We start from the raw sequence: 17,303 nt of genomic DNA, 5'->3' as shown, positions 1-17,303 counted from the left end.
CCGCAGGACCCGGACGCCTCTACATCGAGGCCAGGGCCGATGTGGACATCGACGGGCCTCTGGAGAAGATCCTCCCGGACCTTCCCGGCAGGGTGGGACTCCTCGCCTCCGTCCAGTACATACACCTCCTCCCGAGGGCGAAGGAGATCCTGGAGAAGGCCGGCAAGACCGCTGTCATCGGGAAGGGGGACGGCAGGCTCTGCTATCCGGGCCAGGTCCTGGGATGCGACTGCTCCGCGGCCGTTGCTGCCGAAGATGAGACCGACGGTTTCCTGTTCATCGGCGAAGGCGATTTCCATCCCCTTGCGGCCGCGTTCGGGCTGAAGAAGAAGATGACGGTCCTCAACCCGGTGACCGGAGAGGCCCGTTCGGTCGAAGATCAGAAGGACCGCATCCTCCGCCGGAGGTTCGCCGCCATCGAAAGTGCCAGATCGGCTCAGGCCTTCATGGTGATCGTCTGCGGGAAGGTCGGCCAGAACCGCCGCTCCGAAGCGGACAGGATCGCCGGGCTCCTGCGGGACGCCGGCAAGGACGTCGTGATGCTGGCGACGGACGAGATCTCCCCCCAGGCCCTTCTCCCGTACAGGGTCGACGCTTTCGTGAGCACCGCCTGTCCCCGGGTGGCCATGGACGACCAGGCCAGGTATCCCAAGCCGATGCTGACCGTGACCGAGGCGGAGATCGTGCTGGGGCTCAGGGATTGGAGCGACTACCGGTTCGACACGATCTGCTGATCCCGTCCGCCGCGATGCTGTGTCCAGCATTGCCCGGACCGGAGTTTCGGAAGGCCGCCGGCCCGATGTTCTGGGTTAATGCCGCGCCGCGCTCCCGGGAATTATAAATTTATTAACGATGGCGAGCATGGGTCTTTCATGGTAAAGTCTGATGAATTTCTCGCAGGCGACCTCCCCGATGTGAAGGTGGGGATCGGCCGCGCTCCGGAATCGAAGTTCGTTGAGACGAGCGTCCGCGTGATGGACAATCCCAATATCTCCATCTACACCGACCCGGAGAAACTGGCCAGGGACCTGGCCGACGGGAAGATCGACGCGGCCGTCCGCGGGGATATGTCCTCCGCTGTCCTCCTGCCCCATGTGAAGAAGGCGCTGGGGGTCGACGATCTCCAGAGGATCGTCCTCATGGAGTACCGCGGGAGGCTGTTCCTCATGGCCCCTGTGGGCATAGACGAGGGATGGACCGTCGAGGACAAGGTCGAGATGGCCGAGAAGGGCGCGGCCCTGGCCAAGAAACTGGGGTTCAGCACCCAGCGGATAGCCGTCATGTCCGGCGGCCGTTCGGACGACATCGGCAGGAACGACGCGGTCGACAAGACCATCGCCGACTCGATGGAGGTCGTCAAGAGGCTGATGAAGGCCGGTTACGACGCCTACGAGGCGCAGATCCTCATCGAGGATGCCGTGGAAGAGGCCGACATCATCATCGCTCCCGAAGGGATCTCCGGGAACCTCCTCTTCAGGGCGATGCACTTCATCGGCAACATGCGCGCCCTCGGGGCCCCGGTCCTCAACAGCGACAAAGTGTTCGTAGACACCTCTCGCGTGAAGACCGACTTCTCCGACTCCCTGGTCCTGGCCATGAAGCTTGCGGGGCTGAGGCAATGAGCTCCATCGAGATTGACGGAGGGTACTCCGGCATCAGGTTCTCCGCCTGCCACTTCATATCCAGGCATGAGAAGTGCTCCCGGCTGCACGGCCACAGCTACATCGTCCACCTCAGGCTCGAGGGGGATATAGATGAGAACGGGATGGTGATGGACTTCGTCATCCTCAAGAAGAAGCTGAAGGAGATGGTCGACGCCATGGACCACGCTGTGCTCCTTCCTGCGCAGTCCAAGGAGGTCCATATCACCGAGGACGGGGAGGACGTGCATGTCGAATGCAACGGGAAGAGGTACATGTTCCCGAAGATGGACGTCCGCATGCTGCCGGTCCCGACCACGACCGCCGAGGAGATGTCCAAGATGATGGCGGAGAAGATGGTCCGCGAGATCCAGATCCCGGCGAACATCAGGTCCCTGGCCGTGGGCCTCGACGAGGAACGCGGGCAGACCGCCTGGTACGAGGTGAGGTTCTGATGTCCAAGAAGGCCGTCGTGCTGCTGTCCGGCGGGCTCGACTCCACCACCACCCTCGCCCAGGCGCTTGCGGACGGGTGCGAGTGCACCGCGCTGAGTTTCCGTTACGGGCAGAGGCACACCAAGGAACTGGATTCGGCCGAGAAGGTCTGCAGGCACTACAATGTCGCCCATGTGGTCATCGACCTGAACCTCTCGTCGTTCAGGTCCGCCCTGACCATGAAGGACATCGACGTCCCGATGGACAGGGAGGGGAAGCTCGACGAGGACATCCCGATAACCTATGTCCCGGCCAGGAACATCGTCTTCATGAGCGTCGCCGCCGGCCTGGCGGAGAGCATCGACGCCGAATACGTGTACCTGGGCGCCAACGCCGTCGATTACTCCGGATATCCCGATGACCGTCCCGATTTCTTCGAGGCCTACCAGAAGATGCTCGAGAAGGGCACCAAGGCCGGCGTCGAGGGGCATGCGGTCAAGATCATGACCCCCCTGCTCTACCTCTCCAAAGCGGACATCGTCCGCCTTGGCAAGAAGCTCGGGGCCCCCCTGAAGCTCACATGGTCCTGCTACAACGGCGGGGAGAAAGCATGCGGGCACTGCGATTCCTGCCGCCTGAGGCTCGAGGGCTTCAGGGAGGCCGGCTACCGCGACGAGATCCCCTACGAGGACGGCGCCGGGAATTGAAGATAGTGGAGACCTTCCTCTCGATCCAGGGCGAGGGCCTGCAGATGGGCCGCCTGACCTATTTCGTCAGGGCGGCCGGCTGCAACCTCCGCTGCTCATGGTGCGACACCGGCTACGCGCTCGATCCGTCGGACGCGAAGTCCCAGATGTCCGTACCGGAGATAATGGCGCTCATCGGCGATGTGAGGTCGGTCTGCCTGACCGGGGGCGAGCCGCTCCTGCAGGATGATGCAAAAGAGTTCATATCGGCGATAATGTCCGCCGGGAAGGTGCTGGTCCTCGAGACCAACGGATCGGTGAGCATCGCCGGCCTGCCGGATTCCCGGAACCTCATCATAAGCATGGACATCAAATGCCCGTCGTCCGGCATGCAGGACAGGATGGACCTGGGCAATCTGGCACATCTCGGTTCCAAGGACCAGCTCAAGTTCGTCATCGCCGACGGGCGCGACTACGATTACGCTGTTGCTTTCATAAAGAAGCATCCGACCGAGGCCAATGTCATATTCAGCCCGGTCGGGGGCATCGGACTGAAGGATATCGCCGAAAGGGTCGTCGCCGACCGTCTCGACGTCAGGGTCCTGCCCCAGCTCCACAAGATCATATGGGGGGACAGGAAGGGGGTCTGAGCCCCCTTCGCTGCTTCCCTTCGAACTTCTTCTCGAGTGCCAGGCGGTCCTTGACCGTGCCGATGCAGTTCTCGGCCGTATCGTCGTAATCGTACCAGACGCGGATGCCGGCATCCTCGAGGATCTTCAGGCCGTGGGTGCCGATCCCGCCGCAGATGACGTGATCGGGCTTCAGGTCGGCGATCGCTTTGGCCACTTTATAGCCCGGCCCGTCGCCGTTGGCGAACTCGTTCTCTATCACTTGGTAATCGAGGGTGTCGCCGTCGACGATGAGGAAGAAGGGGGCGCGGCCGAAATCCTCTGCCACCAGAGAATCCAGGGTGTCCCCCTCGGTGAGAACGCCGATCTTCACTGCTGATGCCCTGCCTTCTCCTGGGCTTCCCTCTGCGCCTTCTCGAAGGCCTCGTGCTGGGCGCGTAGGTACTCAGGTTCCTTCTCGATTATGTGCTCGACCTCCGAGGCGATCGACATGAACGCTTTGGCGGAAGCGCAGGACGGGTCGGCGACGACGATGGGCATACCGTTGTCCCCGGCCGCCATGACGCCCTGCTCGATCGGGACCCTGCCGAGGAACCTGACGTTCATGTCTTTGGCGGTGTTCTCGCCGCCTCCGGATTTGAAGATGTCCACCGTCTGCCCGCAGTGGGGGCAGACGAACCCGCTCATGTTCTCGATGATGCCGATCACGGGGATGCCGGTCTGCCTTGCGAAGGTCACGGACTTCCTGGAGTCGAGGAGGGCCACGTCCTGGGGGGTGGTGACGACGACGCATCCATCCGCCTTGGGGATCAGCTGGACGATGGACAGGGCCTCGTCTCCGGTCCCGGGGGGCATATCGATCACAAGGTAATCGAGGTCTCCCCACTCGACATCCTCGAGGAGCTGCCTGACGGCACCCATCTTGACGGGGCCCCTCCACATGACGGCATCGTCCTGGCTGGGGAGCAGGAAGGCCATGGAGACGAGCTTGAGCGCAGGGGGGACTTGGACGGGGACGAGCTTCTCATTCTCGACCGTCAGCCTCTGATCCTCGACGTGGAACATCTTAGGGATGTTGGGCCCGGTGATGTCGACATCCAGGATGCCGACGCTGTACCCGTCCATGGTGAGCGCTTCGGCAAGGTTCGAGGAGACGGTGGATTTGCCCACCCCTCCTTTGCCGGAGATCACGATGACGACGTGCTTGATCCTCGACAGGGTGTTCTGTAGTTTCGTCTGGTCCTCGATATCCTCGGCGCTTAGCACTGGTGCTGACATTTCTTACCTCTCGTCCCGTAATCCCCAGATGACGATATAGGGTTTTGTGCGGGTGCCGGAAGGCCGCACGCCGCATGCCCGCTTCCATACCGCAGGTTTTGTCTATCTGCTCGCGGATACCGCCAGCCATGCCCATAGGCGATCCCGGAGGAGGGAATTTCGAGTATACGACCGAGGGGCTCCCGGAGAGCATCTTCATGGTCTCGGTGCCGTCCGCCGATCCCGGAAGGGCGCTGGGGTTCTACAGGGACATACTGATGATGGACACGGTGTACGCGGGCGGGAACGAGTGTGTGGTCAGGCGCGGCTCCTGCATAATCCGCATATTCCGGTCTGAGAAGATCGGGATCGACACCGGGATATTCATCGGCGTGGACAGCCCCTACAACCTGCACCGCAGGCTGATCGACGAGGGTGTGAGCTTCAAGCTCGACCCCAAGCGTCTGCCTATGGGAGTGGCCACCTCGTTCTTCGATACCGACGGGAACATCCTGTACGCTATCGAGACGGATGCGCCCGTGAAGAAACCGGAGGAACTTGAATGAAAGTAGTCATACTGAACGGAAGCTCCCGTCTGATCGGGAACACCAGCAACATCTGCATCGCGCTGTCAGACGAGTTCGAGAGGGCCGGGATCGAGACCGAGCAGATAACCGTGTACGATAACGAACTGGGCCTGTGCAACGACTGCCGCACCTGCGAGATGCGCGGGGACGGGAGGTGCATCATTGAGGACGACGATATGAACGACATCCTCGACGAGATGAGGTCCGCCGACGGTATCATCCTCGCCGCTCCCGCTTACGGCGGGTCGGTCCCGTCCAACATGCAGGCGTTCCTCGAGAGGGCCGACCTGTGCCTCTCGGTGGGCGACCACGGGCTCAGGGGGAAAGTGGGCGGCGTCGTCACGGTCTGCGCCCACGAAGGCGGGGAGCTGGCATACGGCCATCTGACGTTCTGGCTCCTCAGGAACGAGGTCTCTGTGGCCGGTGCGTTCCCCCTGCCCCTGTTCAGGGCCCTGGACTCGCCCGGGTACGAGAAGGACGAGGCCGCCATGAAGGGCCTCAAGAGCCTCGCCGCCAACATGTCCCGGCTCATGGAGCGGAACGCCGGGCTGCAGCGAGGCCGGCAGCGCCGGAACTGAACATCGGAGGACGGACGGCCCTGTTCAGGGCCTGCCCGCTCTCCCCCGTGTTTTCTTCAGAAGAAATAGAATCCGCAGCTGTACTCGGAGGAGACCTTGGCCGCGGCTCGATTCTCTCCAGGGGCCCCATGTACCTGTGGACGGCCATCTTCCCTTCCTTCTCGAGGGCGGGCTTCAGGATCTCGACCTCCTTGAGGACGGCCTTCGCATCCTCGGGGGTCAGCTTCTTCATCGCGGCGGCGTTCTCGAAGGTCGCTCCGATGATGGGGCATCCGTACTTGCGGGCGATCTCGGGGAGCTTGCTGGTGGCGGGCCCGAAGGTCCCCATGCATCCGCGCCCCTTGTCCCAGGAGAGCGGGCACTCGGAGCACATCTTGTTCATCGAATCGAAGTCCAGGTCGTCCCAGGCGGTGGTGCGGTCGTCGGGGCCAGCGGCCTTCAGCGCCTTCTCCTTCGTGGCCGCGTCCATGCGGGTGAGGTCGATCCATCCGGTCGCCGTCTTCTTCACATATTTCGAGAGGGCCTCGCGGTCCTCGTCCTTCTTGACCTTGTCCATGTAGACGGCGTCCGTCTCGGCGTTGATCCTGTTCCTCTTGAGGAACCCTTCGAAGTCCGGGAACACGTTCCTGGCATCATCGAGGGAGACCTTCTCCTCATAGATCATGTAGTCGTCGAACCCCGCGGCATCGGTCCTGGCGCGGCGTACTTCCATCTTGAGGCTGCGGCAGGGCGCCTTCTCAGCCTCGGTCTCGCAGAGTGCTATGTTGATTCCCATGTAGCACGGTGTATCGTGTGCCCGATTATTAGCATGACGGCGCACGCGGGCCGGAGGACCGAAACATACTATTGCGTGGGCGGATATGGGGAACCATATGGCCGATATCAGGATCCGCAAGAGGAAGAGGCTCAGGAACAAAGAGGTCAAGGCCTTCGCAGACGAGATCGAGGCTGCTCTGGGGGTCCCGGTTTTCAGCGAAGGGGAGCCGGTCGACCGCGCCGAGAGCACGGACTTCGATCTCCTGTTCGTCGGCAACGACATCCTGGGGATAGTTTACGAAGGGAAGCCCTTCCTGACCGTGAGAGGTGTGATCAGGTACAAGCCTGTCAAGAGATACGTGACAGTGGACATGGGCGCGGTGCCGTTCATCACCAACGGCGCCGACTGCATGGGCCCCGGCATCGTGGAATGCGATCCCGGCATCGCCGAGGGCGACTGCGTCTGGATCCGCGATTCGAAGAACAAGATGCCCCTGGCCATCGGGGTGGCGCTCAGGTCCGGAGCGGACCTGGCGGCGAAGAAGCCCGGCAAAGCGGTCAAATCCCTCACCTACGTCGGCGACAAGCTCTGGAAGGCAGGCGAGTGAACGGGAAGGTGAAGACGGTCTACGACCCCGTGCACGGGGCCGTGAACGTGGACGGAATATGCCTGGATATCCTCGACCGCCGCGAGATGCAGAGGCTGAGGGGGGTCAGGCAGCTCGGCCTGGGGTATTATGTCTTCCCCGGGGCCAACCACACCCGTTTCGAGCACTGCCTCGGGACTTATCATATCGCCTGCAGGATGTCGGACGCGCTGGGGCTGTCCGGAGAGGACTCGGACGCGGTCAGGACCGCCGCCCTCATGCATGACATCTGCCATTCGCCGTTCTCCCATACCCTGGAAGGGGTCATGGAGGAGGCCACGGGGCTCGACCACATGGAGCTCGCGAGGAACCTCATCACCGGCAGGGGGAAGTACTACCTGGACCGCGACGGGGACATCTGCGGGGGATCGGAGCCCATCGGCAGCATCCTGGAGGATGCCGGCATCGACGCGCAGGAGTCTGCGACCTCATAGCGTTCCCGGAGAGCACCGAGCGCGACCTGGACATGATGAGGTTCGACGGCCCGGTGGACCATTTCCCGTCCAAGGATTACATCCACCAGATCATACACGGCCCGGTGGACGCGGACCAGATGGACTATCTCCTCCGCGACGCCCATTACACGGGGGTGGTCATGGGCAAGATAGACCTGGACCGCCTCCTCACCACCATGAGGGTGGTCAACGACAGGATATGCATATCCAGGAACGGGGCCCCGGCCGCAGAGGGGCTGATGGTGTCCCGCGCCCTGATGTATTCTTCCGTCTACTTCCATCCGACTGCGAAGATCATCGAGAGGATGGTCGTCAAAGCGGTCTGCGCGGCCGAGGACCTCGACCTCTCGGACATCTATCTATGGGATGACTCCGACATGACCCAGGCGCTGATCTCGTACGGCGGCGTCCCTTCTAGCTCATGAGGAGCATCCTCGGGCGCAGGTTCTACAAAAGGGCGCTGACGGTCTCGGAGCAGGACACCGGGGACGACCTGATCGCGCTGCTGGGACGCTATTCCGGGTTCAGGGAGCGCCTGGACCTCGAGAAGGCCATCGCCGACAGGGCTGGGATCGACGTATCGGAGGTCGCTGTCATCAGCGCGCCCCCGTCCGTCATGAAGACCCAGGTGAAGATCGGGAAGACCGACGTGTCCATCGTGGACCCGGATGGGAAGGTCAGGTCCCTTACCAGGACCTCCGCGATCGCGAAGGCCCTTCAGTCCAGGGAGCCCTACGGATGGACGGTGCAGGTCGCCTGCCCCGAGGGGAGGAAGGAGGCCGTGGCCAAGGCGGCCTCCAAGGTGCTGGGTCTCTGATCAGCCCTTCACGACCCCTATCGGGGTGAGCTTCGCGACCTTGGCCGTCAGGCCGGCCCCGCAGACCACCTCGATGACGTCGCTGACGTTCTTGTAGGCCTGAGGCGCCTCCTCGAGGACGCCGTCGTCGGAGGCCGACCTGAGGTATATCCCCTCATCGGCCATCCTCCTCCTGATATCGGCGATGTTCAGCTGCTCCACGGCTGTCTTCCTGGACATCTGCTCCCGGCGCCGTGGCAGGTCGACCCGAAGGTCTGCTCCATGGCGCCCTTCCTGCCGGCGAGCACGTAAGTGCCGGTGGACATGTCCCCGGGTATGAGGACCGGCTGCCCGAAGTCGCGGTATTTCTGGGTTATCTCCGGCCTGCCGGGGGCGAACGCGCGGGTGGCGCCCTTCCTGTGCACGAGCACGTCACGCCTGCTGCCGTCGGAGGTGTGCGCCTCCATCTTGGCGATGTTGTGCGCCACATCGTAGACGACCTCCATCCCCATGCTCTCGGCCGAATCCCCCAGGATCTTCTCGAAGGACTCCCTGGCCCACGAGGTGATCATCTGCTGTTGGCCCATGCGTAGTTGGCGCCGCAGCACATGGCGCGGTAGTACTCCGCGCCGAGGGAGGACGACAGCGGGGCGCAGGCCAGCTGGCGGTCGGGGAGCTGCACTCCGGACGCTTCATGTAGCGCTCCATCTTCTGCACGTACTCGGTGGCTATCTGATGTCCCAGTCCGCGCGAGCCGCAGTGGACGGTGATAGTCACGCAGCCCTTCTTCAGGCCGTACGCTTTGGCGGTGGCCTCGTCGAACACGTCGTCGACCACATCCAGTTCGAGGAAATGGTTGCCGGAGCCGATCGAGCCGAGCTCCGAGAGCCCGCGCTTGCGGGCCCTGTCGCTGACCCCGGCCGGGTCGGCGTCCTTCATGCAGCCCTTCTCCTCGGTGACGTCCAGGTCGCTTTCCCAGCCGTAGCCGTTCTCGACGGCCCATTCCGATCCCGATTCGAGTATGTCCGAGAGGTCCCTGTCGGTGATCCTGGTGAGCCCTTTGGAGCCGAGCCCCGAGGGTATGTTCCGGTAGAGCTCGTCCATCAGGGGCTTGACGTCGCCGATGTCCTCCAGGGTGAGGTCGGTCTTGATGAGGCGCACCCCGCAGTTTATGTCGAACCCGATCCCTCCGGGGGAGATGCTGCCTTCGTAGGCGTCTACCGCGGCGACTCCGCCGATGGGGAATCCGTATCCCCAATGCATGTCGGGCATGGCCATGGAGTTCCCGACGATCCCGGGCAGGGCGGCGACGTTGGCCGCCTGCTGTGGCGAATTGTCCCCGAGCGCCGTCGATATGAGGCGGTCGTTCGAATAGAGGACGGCGTCCGTCCTCATCCAGGGGAACTCCTCTTTGGGGATCCTCCACCTGTGCTCATCGACCTTCTCGATCTTGCCTTTCCATTCGGTTCCCATGTGCCAGACCTCACGAGATGAATATCAGCACACCGCCGTGGACGGGGCTGTACTTGCTGATCAGCTTATGCTCCTGGCCGTTGTACGGCACCATGTAGCTGAGGCCGGCGATAGTCACCATGTTCTCGATGCAGATGACGGGCCCGTTGGCGTCCGGCACCATCAGGAGCTTCCTCCTGTCCGCGCTGACATGCGCGCTGTACCTGCCGCTGAAATCCGAGGAATAGAGGGTATCGGGGCCGATGCGCATGACGTCGATCTCGGTCGGGAACTGCCTGCCGAGGGACTCGAACCCGGGGATGGCCGCGGCTGCGGCATCGGGAGCGGCCTCGGGGGCAGCCTGCTTCTTCTTGAGCGAATCGATGATCTGCGCATCCTCCTCTATCTTGTTCTCGAGGGACGACACCTTGGCGTTGGCCTCATCGATCTGGCTCTTGTATGCAGCGGTCCTCTCGGCGACCGCTTCCTCGACGAGTTTGCTCTTCTCGGCCTCGAACCTCGAGGCGAAGCTCTCCTCGATCTCCTTCCGGCAGTTGTTCCAGACGCATCGGCGATCTCGTCCATCTGGTCCTTCTCCAGGTCGAAGAGGAACCTGGCGTCGATCCTCATGATTCCCTTCGCGAAGTAATTGCTCTCGGTCTTGGGGTTGAGGGTGAGGGAGACGATCCACGTCTCCCCGGGAAGTATGTTCTCCTCCGAATCGCGGTCGCGGTAGACGTAGAGCCCCTTGTATATGGACGAGACGTTGCCTTTCTTATCCATCTCGAACTTCAGGGCAGCGGACTGGGTGAGGTACCTCCAGTCCCCGTCGTTGATGCCGAACTTCGATACATGCGAGTAGACGAAATCATCGCGGTTCATATCGCTCCGCCTCCTGGGCCTTCTGCTCGGGCTGTTCGGGCAGGACAGCGGCCGCCGCAGGAGCTTCATCGGCATGCTCCGGGGCATCCGCCGCGGCGGCGCTCTCTGCACTGTCCTTATCGGCGCCGGTCTTTTCCTCTGGGTCCTTCTCGTTGGGGTAGTTGAACGCGCTCAGTATGGGCATCTTCTCCAATGCATAGAACCTGTCGGCGAAGCGCTTTATGCGCCCGCTCACCGAATTGGAGAACGATGCCACCTCGACCATCTTGCCTGCCGACTGCACATGCTGTATGGCCGGTACGAAATCCCCGTCCCCGCTCACCACTATAGCGACATCGTAATGGTCCTGGAGGGCATGGGTCACCATCTCGCAGGCCATGGCCACGTCGATCTCCTTCTGCTCCTTCCTCTCGGGATCGTAGGAGTCCCTGGTCATGACACGGAAACCCTGATAGCTGAGCTTATCGTGGAACGGGCGCATCTTGTCGTTCTGCCCGCCGTCCAGCCCGGTATCGAAAACATAAGCGCCCACCAGGTCGCGTTCCCCTACAAGCTCCCTTACCATCATGGGATAATCCAGCCTGAACTTCTCGGCCTCGAACGGCTTCACGCTCAGCTCCATGTTCATCAGGTCGATGAACACCATCACCCTGTCGTCTCTTCTGCTGTTTACAAGAGTCATAATATCATCCGGGGACCGTGCCCCGGCTCAGATAAGCCGCCCGTTTATTAAAACCGCTCACGGGAATCAGCGGAAATCGATCCGCAGTGCAGGAAAATGCGAAGGGAGGGCCGGGACCGAGATTTGAACTCGAGTCAAGGGATCCACAGTCCCCTATACTAACCAGGCTATACTATCCCAGCCATCTGGTCAGAACCGGTCTATCCCGTTTTTATAGATAAATATTGTGAGAAGAAGGCCGGGAGGCCGGGCCTCCCGGTAAAGGGTTTCAGGGTCAGGAACTCAGTGCTTGAAGTTCTTGACGGCCTCGACGAAGGCCCTCATGTTCTCGTCCGAGGTAGCGGGAGCGATTCCGCATCCGGAGGAGATGATGTTGAAGCCGGCGTCGCAGGACTTGAAGACGCCTTCCTTGACCTCCTCGGGGGTTCCCTGGAAGAGGGGCTTCACAGATCCGACGTTTCCGACCAGGACGGTCTTTCCGCCGACCTTCTCGACAGCCTTGTAGGGGTCGACCTTCTCCTCGATGGAGATACCCTTCACGGACGGGCCGCAGGCGGCCATCTGGTCGATGATGGGGTAGCGTCTCCGCAGATGTGGAGGATGTTGCCGAGGCCGCCGTTGGTGGCTCCGAGGGAAGCGGTGACGGCCCTGCCGGCGGCCTCCTGGAACATCTCGGGGGCGAGCATGTCGGTGGATCCCGAGGGCTCGGACATCTGGATGATGTCGGCGCCGTTGTCGATGAGGGCCTGGGCGTACTCTTTGCAGTAGGGGGTGATGGCGGCGGTCCACTTGTCGACCTCCTCAGGGGCCATCATCATTCCGAAGATGAGGTTCTCGGTGCTGACCATGTGGCCGGCCAGGGTGAAGGGCCCGGTGGTTCCGGCGACGATGCAGTAGTCGTTCCCCTTGTTCTTCTTGAGGATAGCGGCGGATTTGATGACCTCAGCGACACGGCCTCCCTTGAGGAACTCGTCGGCAGGCATGAGCGCGGCGGGGTCGTCGTAGACGCCCTCCATGCAGTCGAACTTGAAGGGGTGGCTCTTGATCATGGGGGCCGCGTCCTTCTTGGTGACATCGACGACGCATCCGAGCCTCTCGGCCTCGGCGGTCAGGCAGAACGAGGTCCTGCAGCACTCGAATCCGAAGACATCGGCCTGAGCGGCAGCGAGTTTCGCCATGACCTCAGCGTTCTTGTGGGCCTCGGGCCAGGCGGCGCCGGTGGCGTCCATCTGGCCGATGGTGGCGGACTGGGTGAAGATGGCCGCCGGGGGCCTGTCGAGGTTCTCTTTGTTCATAGCTGCGGTTACTCTTTCTCTGGGAGTCATTGCCATGATTTGTGTCTCCTTGGCTCACGAATGCGCAAGCATCTATAAAAAAGAAGATGAACCGCAGGCAGGCGGTGCCGGCAGCGCCGCGCTCGGGGCGGCCGCCTGTTCAGATGCTCAGCATGGAGATGTCCTCGAGCTTCCCGAACTCCATCAGGCCCATCTCGCTGATGCCGTAGATCTCGGCGTTCTCTATGTCGCACGCCTTCAGGGCGGGGGCCATGACGGCATCGGGCCCGGGGTTGAGGTCGTTGCCGGAGGCGAAGCGGCTGAAGGGAGGAATGACGATGACCCCTTCCTTCCTGGCGACCACGTAGCACTGCAGCTTGACGCTTCCGCTGAGCTCCCCGGGTATCCTCACGGACGGGTGCTCATGGCCGATGATCACCGGGCGCACGCCGGAGTCCACATGGCCGTGCTCGAGCCTGAAACCTCCGATATCTATGTTATCCACGGCGGTGAGGCCCATGTCGCCCACGATGTTCTGCAGGTAGTTGTCGTGGTTCCCCTTTATGACCACGGTCTCGGCCGCGTCGGAGACCAGCTTCACGATGCTCCTGACCTCCTCTCTGGCCTTGTAGCTGGAGCGGCGGAAATCGTGCTTGATGTCCCCGAGCAGGACTATGCGCCCGGGCTCGTAGCGGTCGATGACCTCGTTGAGCCTCTCGCGCACGGATTCGGTGTTGATCCTGGGGATGAACATGCCCTCGTCCTCGAGGGCGCTCTCATATCCCAGGTGGAGGTCCCCGACCACCGCGGTAGGGCCGTCGTCCAGGATCAGGCACCTGTCGTTGGTTATCGTCGCCCCCGGCATGATCCTGACCGTCCTCGCTCCCATGGCATGTCCCATGGAACGGGGGTTAATCCGTCTTTCCTTCCTCCAGCCTGCGAGCGCTTAATACCATGCTGCCCGTATACGGGTCCGATGGAAGCTGCCGTGCCCGACGGGATCGACCCGAGGCTGTCATCAGAGCTCAGGAAAGCCGCCGGCACCGTCAGGGGCGCCGGTTCGGTCCTGGTGGTCACGCACATCGATGCCGACGGGATATCCGCCGGCGCGATCGCATCGGCCGCCCTGGAGCGCCTGGGCAAGGATTTCGCCGTCGATTACGAGAAGAAGATCTCGGAGGACACCGTGGAGATGATAAACTCCTGCGGCCGGGACCTCGTCTGGGTATGCGACCTGGGCAGCGCCTACATGTCCCGCTTCATCAGGGACGGCATCGTCGTCACCGACCATCACGTCCCCGACCCGGAATGGAGGAAGCGCGGGCAGACCATGCTCGACAGCTTCCGCAGGGCCTATCAGCTTAACCCCCACCTCTACGGCAGGTCCGGCTCGTACGAGGTCTGCGGGGCCGGCATGACCTACCTCCTGGCGAAGGAGATAGATCCCCGGAACCGCGATCTGGCATATCTCGCGGTCGTCGGCGCCTGGGGGATTTCCAGGACGACCGCTGCTCCAAGCTCGTCAGCTGGAACCGCCTGATCCTGGAGGACGCTATCGTCGAGGGCGACGTCTCGGTCTCCCAGGGGATCCGCTATTTCGGGCGGGAGAGCCGCGGGGTCGTCTCGTACCTGCAGTACGGGGAGCCGGCGGTGAAGGGCCTCACCGATACCCGCGAGGCCTGCCAGGCCCTGCTTGGGCGCTACGGCATCGCCGAGGCCGGCGCCGATGGGAAGAGGCGCACCTGGTGCGACCTCGATCCAGGGGACCGGGCGGTGATCGCCGACGAGCTCCTCTCGAACGCGGCCCCCGGGGACCGGCCCGCCATCATCGGCGAGGTCTACGGGATCGAGCGTTACAGGCTGCATTCCGGCCTCCACGACGCCAAGGAGTTCGCGACCCTCCTGAACTCCTGCGGAAGGTACGATGACTGCCGCACCGGGGACAGGCTCTGCAAGGGCGACCTCTCGGCGATGGCCGACGCCGAGCGCAACCGCGCCGACCACAGGAAGAACATCGCCGCCGCGCTGGACCTCGTGAAGGCCAACCACCTCATACGCAGGCGCCGCTACCTTCAGTGGTTCGACGCCGGGCAGGAGATCAGGGACACCGTGGTGGGGATCGTCGCGGGGATGCTGCTCGGCTCCGAGGGCACTGACCCAGGCCTGCCGATAGTGGCCTTCGCCGCTTCCGACGACGGCATCAAGGTCTCGGCCCGCGCACCGAGGGAACTGGTATCGGAAGGCCTCGATCTGGCACTTGTCATGAAAGATGCCGCTGCCAAGGTGGGCGGGCTCGGAGGGGGCCATTCGGTGGCCGCAGGGGCGACGATCCCGGAAGGATCGGAGGAAGCTTTCCTCGATGCCGCCGAGGCCGAGATAGAAGCGCAGACGGAACGCGCTGGGGATGCCGGCCGGGACTGAATACCCGGAAATGCATGATTCCGGAAGACGGGGGCGGGCTGCGGCCCGCCCCGGTTTCAATCCTTCATCAGGGTGTAGAGGACGGCCTTCTGGGCGTGGAGCCTGTTCTCGGCCTCGTCGAAGACGACGCTGTGCGGGCTCTCGATGACATCGTTGGTGATCTCCTGCCCGCGGTGGGCGGGGAGGCAGTGCATCACGATGCAGTCGGGCTTCGCGATCTTGAGCAGGTCGTCGTTGATCTGGTACATCTGGAACAGCTTCACGGCCTCCTCGACCGATATGGTGTCGCCCATGGAGATCCAGGTGTCGGTGTAGAGCACGTCCGCGTCCTTGCATGCCTCCTGAGGGTCGTGGGACGCGATGATCTTGCTCCCGTTGGCGTTGGCGATCTGGGTCGCATTGTACAGGATCTCCGCGTTCGGCATCCTGGTGGCGGGGCAGCAGGCGACCATGTCCATGCCCATGATGGCGCAGGCGTAGAGCAGCGAGTTGCAGACGTTGTTGCCGTCGCCGAGGAAGACGAGCTTCCTCCCGTGGAAGTTGCCGAACTTCTCTTTGATGGTGATCATGTCGGCCAGTGCCTGGCAGGGGTGCTCGAGGTTGTCGAGCCCGCTGATGACGGGGACGGTGGCCCACTCGCCGAGCTTGTCCATCATCTTGTAGTCGAAGGCGCGGTACATGATGCCGTGCACGAAGCGGCTGAGGACCCTCGCGGTGTCCTCCACGGTCTCCCCGTGGCCCATCTGCATCTTGCTGACGTCGAGGTAGAGCGCATGCCCCCCGAGCTCGGTGATGGCGACATCGAAGGAAGTCCTGGTCCTGGTGCTGGGCTTCTCGAACATCATGGCGAGGGTCTTGCCCTTGAGGGGGTCGCCGTGGTGCCCCCTCTCCTTCTTGAGCTTGATGCCGAGATCGACGAGGGCAGGCCACTCATCCTTCATGTCAACAACGGAGATCAGATTCCTTTTTCCCATGCCCTTCCGATATACGCGAAAATAGTAATAGGTTGCTGTTGACGGCCCGTTCCTGTTTCGCTGTAATAAGAACATGATAATTCGCGGTCCGCTCTGTTCGAAACGCGCGTTCCGGGCCATATCGGCGGCGGGCAGTGTCCGAAACTATAGTTAACGGATATTCAACGTTAAATCTGCGGAACGCAATGATGCCATCATGACCTGCACCGGAGAGACCCTCCTGGACACGAACAAGAATTACGCGCAGCAGCTGAAAGATGCGCTGAAACTGAGGCATGAACCCGTAGCGGTGAAGCTCATCCGCGAGGGGGAGGAGTTCCCGGCATGCTGCTCCCGCCCCGAGGCCCAGATGAGCCACTGCCAGGCGGTGTTCGCCGCCAAGAACGGCGCCTGCCTCGCGATGGCGGCCGAGGACGAATCCTGCCATGTGGGGTCTTCGGCGCTCGGCATGGCCGAGACCCCCGAGAAAGTAGCGTCCGGCGAGTTCCATGCCAAGATCGGCATGCACGACACCCCCGAGGCCGCAGCCAAGATGATCGCCGAGCGGAAGGTAATCCCGTACAAGGTCATCGGAGAGGCGGTCTGCCCCCTCGCCAAGGCCGACTTCGTCCCCGACACGGTCGAGATCGTCGACATCCCCGAGAGGATCTACTGGGTGGTCCCGCTCGAGACCGCTGAGCGCGGCGGCCGGGTATCGTTCTCCACGTCCCCCTTCCAGTGCGCATGCGAGGATATCACGGTCATTCCGATCGTGACCGGGGCGCCTAACATCTCCATCGGATGCTTTGGGTGCAGGAAGAAGACGGACATGAAGGCCGATGAGATGGCCGTCGGCATCCCGTACGGCCGGATCGAGGGCTACGTCTCCCGCCTCGGCCGCTACACCGCCGGCCCGATGGCGAAGGCGAAGCGCGACTGAACCGCGCGGGACGGCCGAAGTACCGTCCCAGCCTCATTCAAATGCATTTTTATGCCGTTAACAAAAGAACTGTGTTAACGGCGCAAATCATTAAATACAAATGGCGGGGGCATCCCTGCCTGTCAGGGCGAGTCCGCAGCTTTTAGTTATAGCTTAAAATGATATTTTTGGTTGAAAACATGCGATTTTGCAATGTTTTATAAAACGTGCCAGCCATTCCTTCAATCCGCAAGG

The 17,303-nt window shown here is 62.4% G+C and carries 24 protein-coding genes, 1 tRNA gene and 1 pseudogene; 14 read left to right on the top strand and 12 right to left on the bottom strand.

From position 1 onward, the window contains the following. Positions 1-41 precede the first annotated feature (41 nt). The 5 genes from dph2 (at position 42) to AUQ37_RS07780 (ending at position 3,410) form a co-directional block, all read left to right on the top strand. On the top strand, positions 42-734 hold the full coding sequence (dph2, locus tag AUQ37_RS07800) for a diphthamide biosynthesis enzyme Dph2 (protein WP_201013870.1): 693 nt from the start codon (positions 42-44) through the stop codon (positions 732-734). A gap of 138 nt (positions 735-872) precedes the next feature. Further along, the gene (gene mtxX / locus AUQ37_RS07795) at positions 873-1,622 is read left to right on the top strand and encodes a methanogenesis marker protein Mmp4/MtxX (RefSeq protein ID WP_235585023.1); all 750 of its coding nucleotides are present in this window, start codon (positions 873-875) and stop codon (positions 1,620-1,622) included. Next, entirely contained in the window at positions 1,619-2,095 is a 477-nt protein-coding gene (locus AUQ37_RS07790) for a 6-pyruvoyl tetrahydropterin synthase family protein (protein ID WP_058748112.1), read from the top strand. Before mtxX ends, AUQ37_RS07790 begins: the two co-directional genes overlap by 4 nt. Next, entirely contained in the window at positions 2,095-2,781 is a 687-nt protein-coding gene (gene queC / locus AUQ37_RS07785) for a 7-cyano-7-deazaguanine synthase QueC (protein ID WP_058748111.1), read from the top strand. The genes AUQ37_RS07790 and queC overlap by 1 nt, the downstream gene beginning before the upstream one ends. A 5-nt stretch (positions 2,782-2,786) precedes the next feature. Next, complete coding sequence (locus AUQ37_RS07780) at positions 2,787-3,410, top strand: radical SAM protein (RefSeq protein WP_235585033.1); 624 nt, start codon at positions 2,787-2,789, stop codon at positions 3,408-3,410. Here AUQ37_RS07780 and AUQ37_RS07775 read toward each other — a convergent pair. Together AUQ37_RS07775 and AUQ37_RS07770 are read right to left on the bottom strand one after the other, a co-directional pair. Then, the gene (locus AUQ37_RS07775; protein WP_058748109.1) at positions 3,382-3,762 is read right to left on the bottom strand and encodes a NifB/NifX family molybdenum-iron cluster-binding protein; all 381 of its coding nucleotides are present in this window, start codon (positions 3,760-3,762) and stop codon (positions 3,382-3,384) included. The two genes, AUQ37_RS07780 and AUQ37_RS07775, sit on opposite strands and share 29 nt — an antisense overlap. After that, complete coding sequence (locus AUQ37_RS07770) at positions 3,759-4,667, bottom strand: Mrp/NBP35 family ATP-binding protein (protein ID WP_058748108.1); 909 nt, start codon at positions 4,665-4,667, stop codon at positions 3,759-3,761. The genes AUQ37_RS07775 and AUQ37_RS07770 overlap by 4 nt, the downstream gene beginning before the upstream one ends. Positions 4,668-4,795: 128 nt before the next feature. On the opposite strand from AUQ37_RS07770, the gene AUQ37_RS07765 reads away from it, so the two are divergent. Together AUQ37_RS07765 and AUQ37_RS07760 are read left to right on the top strand one after the other, a co-directional pair. Beyond that, on the top strand, positions 4,796-5,212 hold the full coding sequence (locus AUQ37_RS07765; protein WP_058748107.1) for a VOC family protein: 417 nt from the start codon (positions 4,796-4,798) through the stop codon (positions 5,210-5,212). Then, positions 5,209-5,811, top strand: coding sequence for a flavodoxin family protein (locus AUQ37_RS07760; RefSeq protein WP_058748106.1), 603 nt, complete (start codon positions 5,209-5,211; stop codon positions 5,809-5,811). Before AUQ37_RS07765 ends, AUQ37_RS07760 begins: the two co-directional genes overlap by 4 nt. On the opposite strand, the gene AUQ37_RS07755 is transcribed toward AUQ37_RS07760, so the two are convergent. Beyond that, entirely contained in the window at positions 5,762-6,586 is an 825-nt protein-coding gene (locus AUQ37_RS07755; RefSeq protein WP_058748105.1) for a hypothetical protein, read from the bottom strand. The genes AUQ37_RS07760 and AUQ37_RS07755 overlap by 50 nt on opposite strands. Before the next feature lie 97 nt (positions 6,587-6,683). On the opposite strand from AUQ37_RS07755, the gene AUQ37_RS07750 reads away from it, so the two are divergent. The 4 genes from AUQ37_RS07750 to AUQ37_RS13115 are packed head-to-tail and all read left to right on the top strand — an operon-like array spanning position 6,684 to position 8,486. Then, complete coding sequence (locus AUQ37_RS07750) at positions 6,684-7,175, top strand: PUA domain-containing protein (RefSeq protein WP_058748164.1); 492 nt, start codon at positions 6,684-6,686, stop codon at positions 7,173-7,175. After that, positions 7,172-7,648 (top strand): HD domain-containing protein, encoded by a 477-nt coding sequence (locus tag AUQ37_RS11510; RefSeq protein WP_201013869.1) that lies wholly within the window; start codon positions 7,172-7,174, stop codon positions 7,646-7,648. The genes AUQ37_RS07750 and AUQ37_RS11510 overlap by 4 nt, the downstream gene beginning before the upstream one ends. Positions 7,649-7,680: 32 nt before the next feature. After that, entirely contained in the window at positions 7,681-8,094 is a 414-nt protein-coding gene (locus AUQ37_RS13120) for a hypothetical protein (protein WP_201013868.1), read from the top strand. Next, complete coding sequence (locus AUQ37_RS13115) at positions 8,091-8,486, top strand: hypothetical protein (protein ID WP_201013867.1); 396 nt, start codon at positions 8,091-8,093, stop codon at positions 8,484-8,486. The genes AUQ37_RS13120 and AUQ37_RS13115 overlap by 4 nt, the downstream gene beginning before the upstream one ends. Here AUQ37_RS13115 and AUQ37_RS07740 read toward each other — a convergent pair. From AUQ37_RS07740 to AUQ37_RS07705, 8 genes and pseudogenes are all read right to left on the bottom strand, one after another. Next, a pseudogene (locus AUQ37_RS07740) lies at positions 8,487-9,938 on the bottom strand (RtcB family protein). It abuts the gene before it with no gap. A gap of 10 nt (positions 9,939-9,948) precedes the next feature. Next, a complete protein-coding gene (locus AUQ37_RS07735) occupies positions 9,949-10,344 on the bottom strand; it encodes a hypothetical protein (protein ID WP_058748104.1) in 396 nt (131 codons plus the stop codon). After that, positions 10,320-10,799 (bottom strand): hypothetical protein, encoded by a 480-nt coding sequence (locus AUQ37_RS07730; protein ID WP_058748103.1) that lies wholly within the window; start codon positions 10,797-10,799, stop codon positions 10,320-10,322. Before AUQ37_RS07730 ends, AUQ37_RS07735 begins: the two co-directional genes overlap by 25 nt. Further along, positions 10,786-11,481 (bottom strand): NYN domain-containing protein, encoded by a 696-nt coding sequence (locus AUQ37_RS07725; protein ID WP_082662474.1) that lies wholly within the window; start codon positions 11,479-11,481, stop codon positions 10,786-10,788. Before AUQ37_RS07725 ends, AUQ37_RS07730 begins: the two co-directional genes overlap by 14 nt. A gap of 108 nt (positions 11,482-11,589) precedes the next feature. Further along, positions 11,590-11,663: transfer RNA gene (locus AUQ37_RS07720), tRNA-His, on the bottom strand. 100 nt (positions 11,664-11,763) lie between these two features. Further along, entirely contained in the window at positions 11,764-12,021 is a 258-nt protein-coding gene (locus AUQ37_RS13110; protein WP_255354910.1) for a uroporphyrinogen decarboxylase family protein, read from the bottom strand. After that, positions 12,018-12,812, bottom strand: coding sequence for a uroporphyrinogen decarboxylase family protein (locus tag AUQ37_RS07710; RefSeq protein WP_255354909.1), 795 nt, complete (start codon positions 12,810-12,812; stop codon positions 12,018-12,020). Before AUQ37_RS07710 ends, AUQ37_RS13110 begins: the two co-directional genes overlap by 4 nt. Positions 12,813-12,915: 103 nt before the next feature. Beyond that, positions 12,916-13,656 carry a metallophosphoesterase gene (locus AUQ37_RS07705; protein WP_058748099.1) on the bottom strand — a complete coding sequence of 247 codons (741 nt, stop codon included), beginning with the start codon at positions 13,654-13,656 and terminating at the stop codon, positions 12,916-12,918. A 75-nt stretch (positions 13,657-13,731) separates the two neighbouring features. On the opposite strand from AUQ37_RS07705, the gene AUQ37_RS11495 reads away from it, so the two are divergent. Together AUQ37_RS11495 and AUQ37_RS11490 are read left to right on the top strand one after the other, a co-directional pair. Then, positions 13,732-14,295, top strand: coding sequence for a DHH family phosphoesterase (locus AUQ37_RS11495; RefSeq protein WP_201013866.1), 564 nt, complete (start codon positions 13,732-13,734; stop codon positions 14,293-14,295). Between the two features lie 110 nt (positions 14,296-14,405). After that, positions 14,406-15,176, top strand: a complete 771-nt coding sequence (locus AUQ37_RS11490; RefSeq protein ID WP_201013865.1) for a DHHA1 domain-containing protein — start codon at positions 14,406-14,408, stop codon at positions 15,174-15,176. Positions 15,177-15,232: 56 nt separating this feature from the next. Here the strand turns inward: AUQ37_RS11490 and argF are convergent, their stop codons facing one another. Next, a complete protein-coding gene (gene argF, locus AUQ37_RS07695; RefSeq protein ID WP_058748098.1) occupies positions 15,233-16,150 on the bottom strand; it encodes an ornithine carbamoyltransferase in 918 nt (305 codons plus the stop codon). Positions 16,151-16,346: 196 nt separating this feature from the next. Here argF and AUQ37_RS07690 point away from each other — a divergent pair, with 196 nt between their 5' ends. Next, on the top strand, positions 16,347-17,069 hold the full coding sequence (locus tag AUQ37_RS07690) for a DUF169 domain-containing protein (protein WP_058748097.1): 723 nt from the start codon (positions 16,347-16,349) through the stop codon (positions 17,067-17,069). Positions 17,070-17,303 lie beyond the last annotated feature (234 nt).

Source organism: Candidatus Methanomethylophilus sp. 1R26, assembly GCF_001481295.1.
Classification (GTDB): Archaea; Thermoplasmatota; Thermoplasmata; order Methanomassiliicoccales; family Methanomethylophilaceae; genus Methanomethylophilus.
Note: the sequence above shows the minus strand (reverse complement) of the source record. Positions and strands in the feature narration are given on the sequence as shown.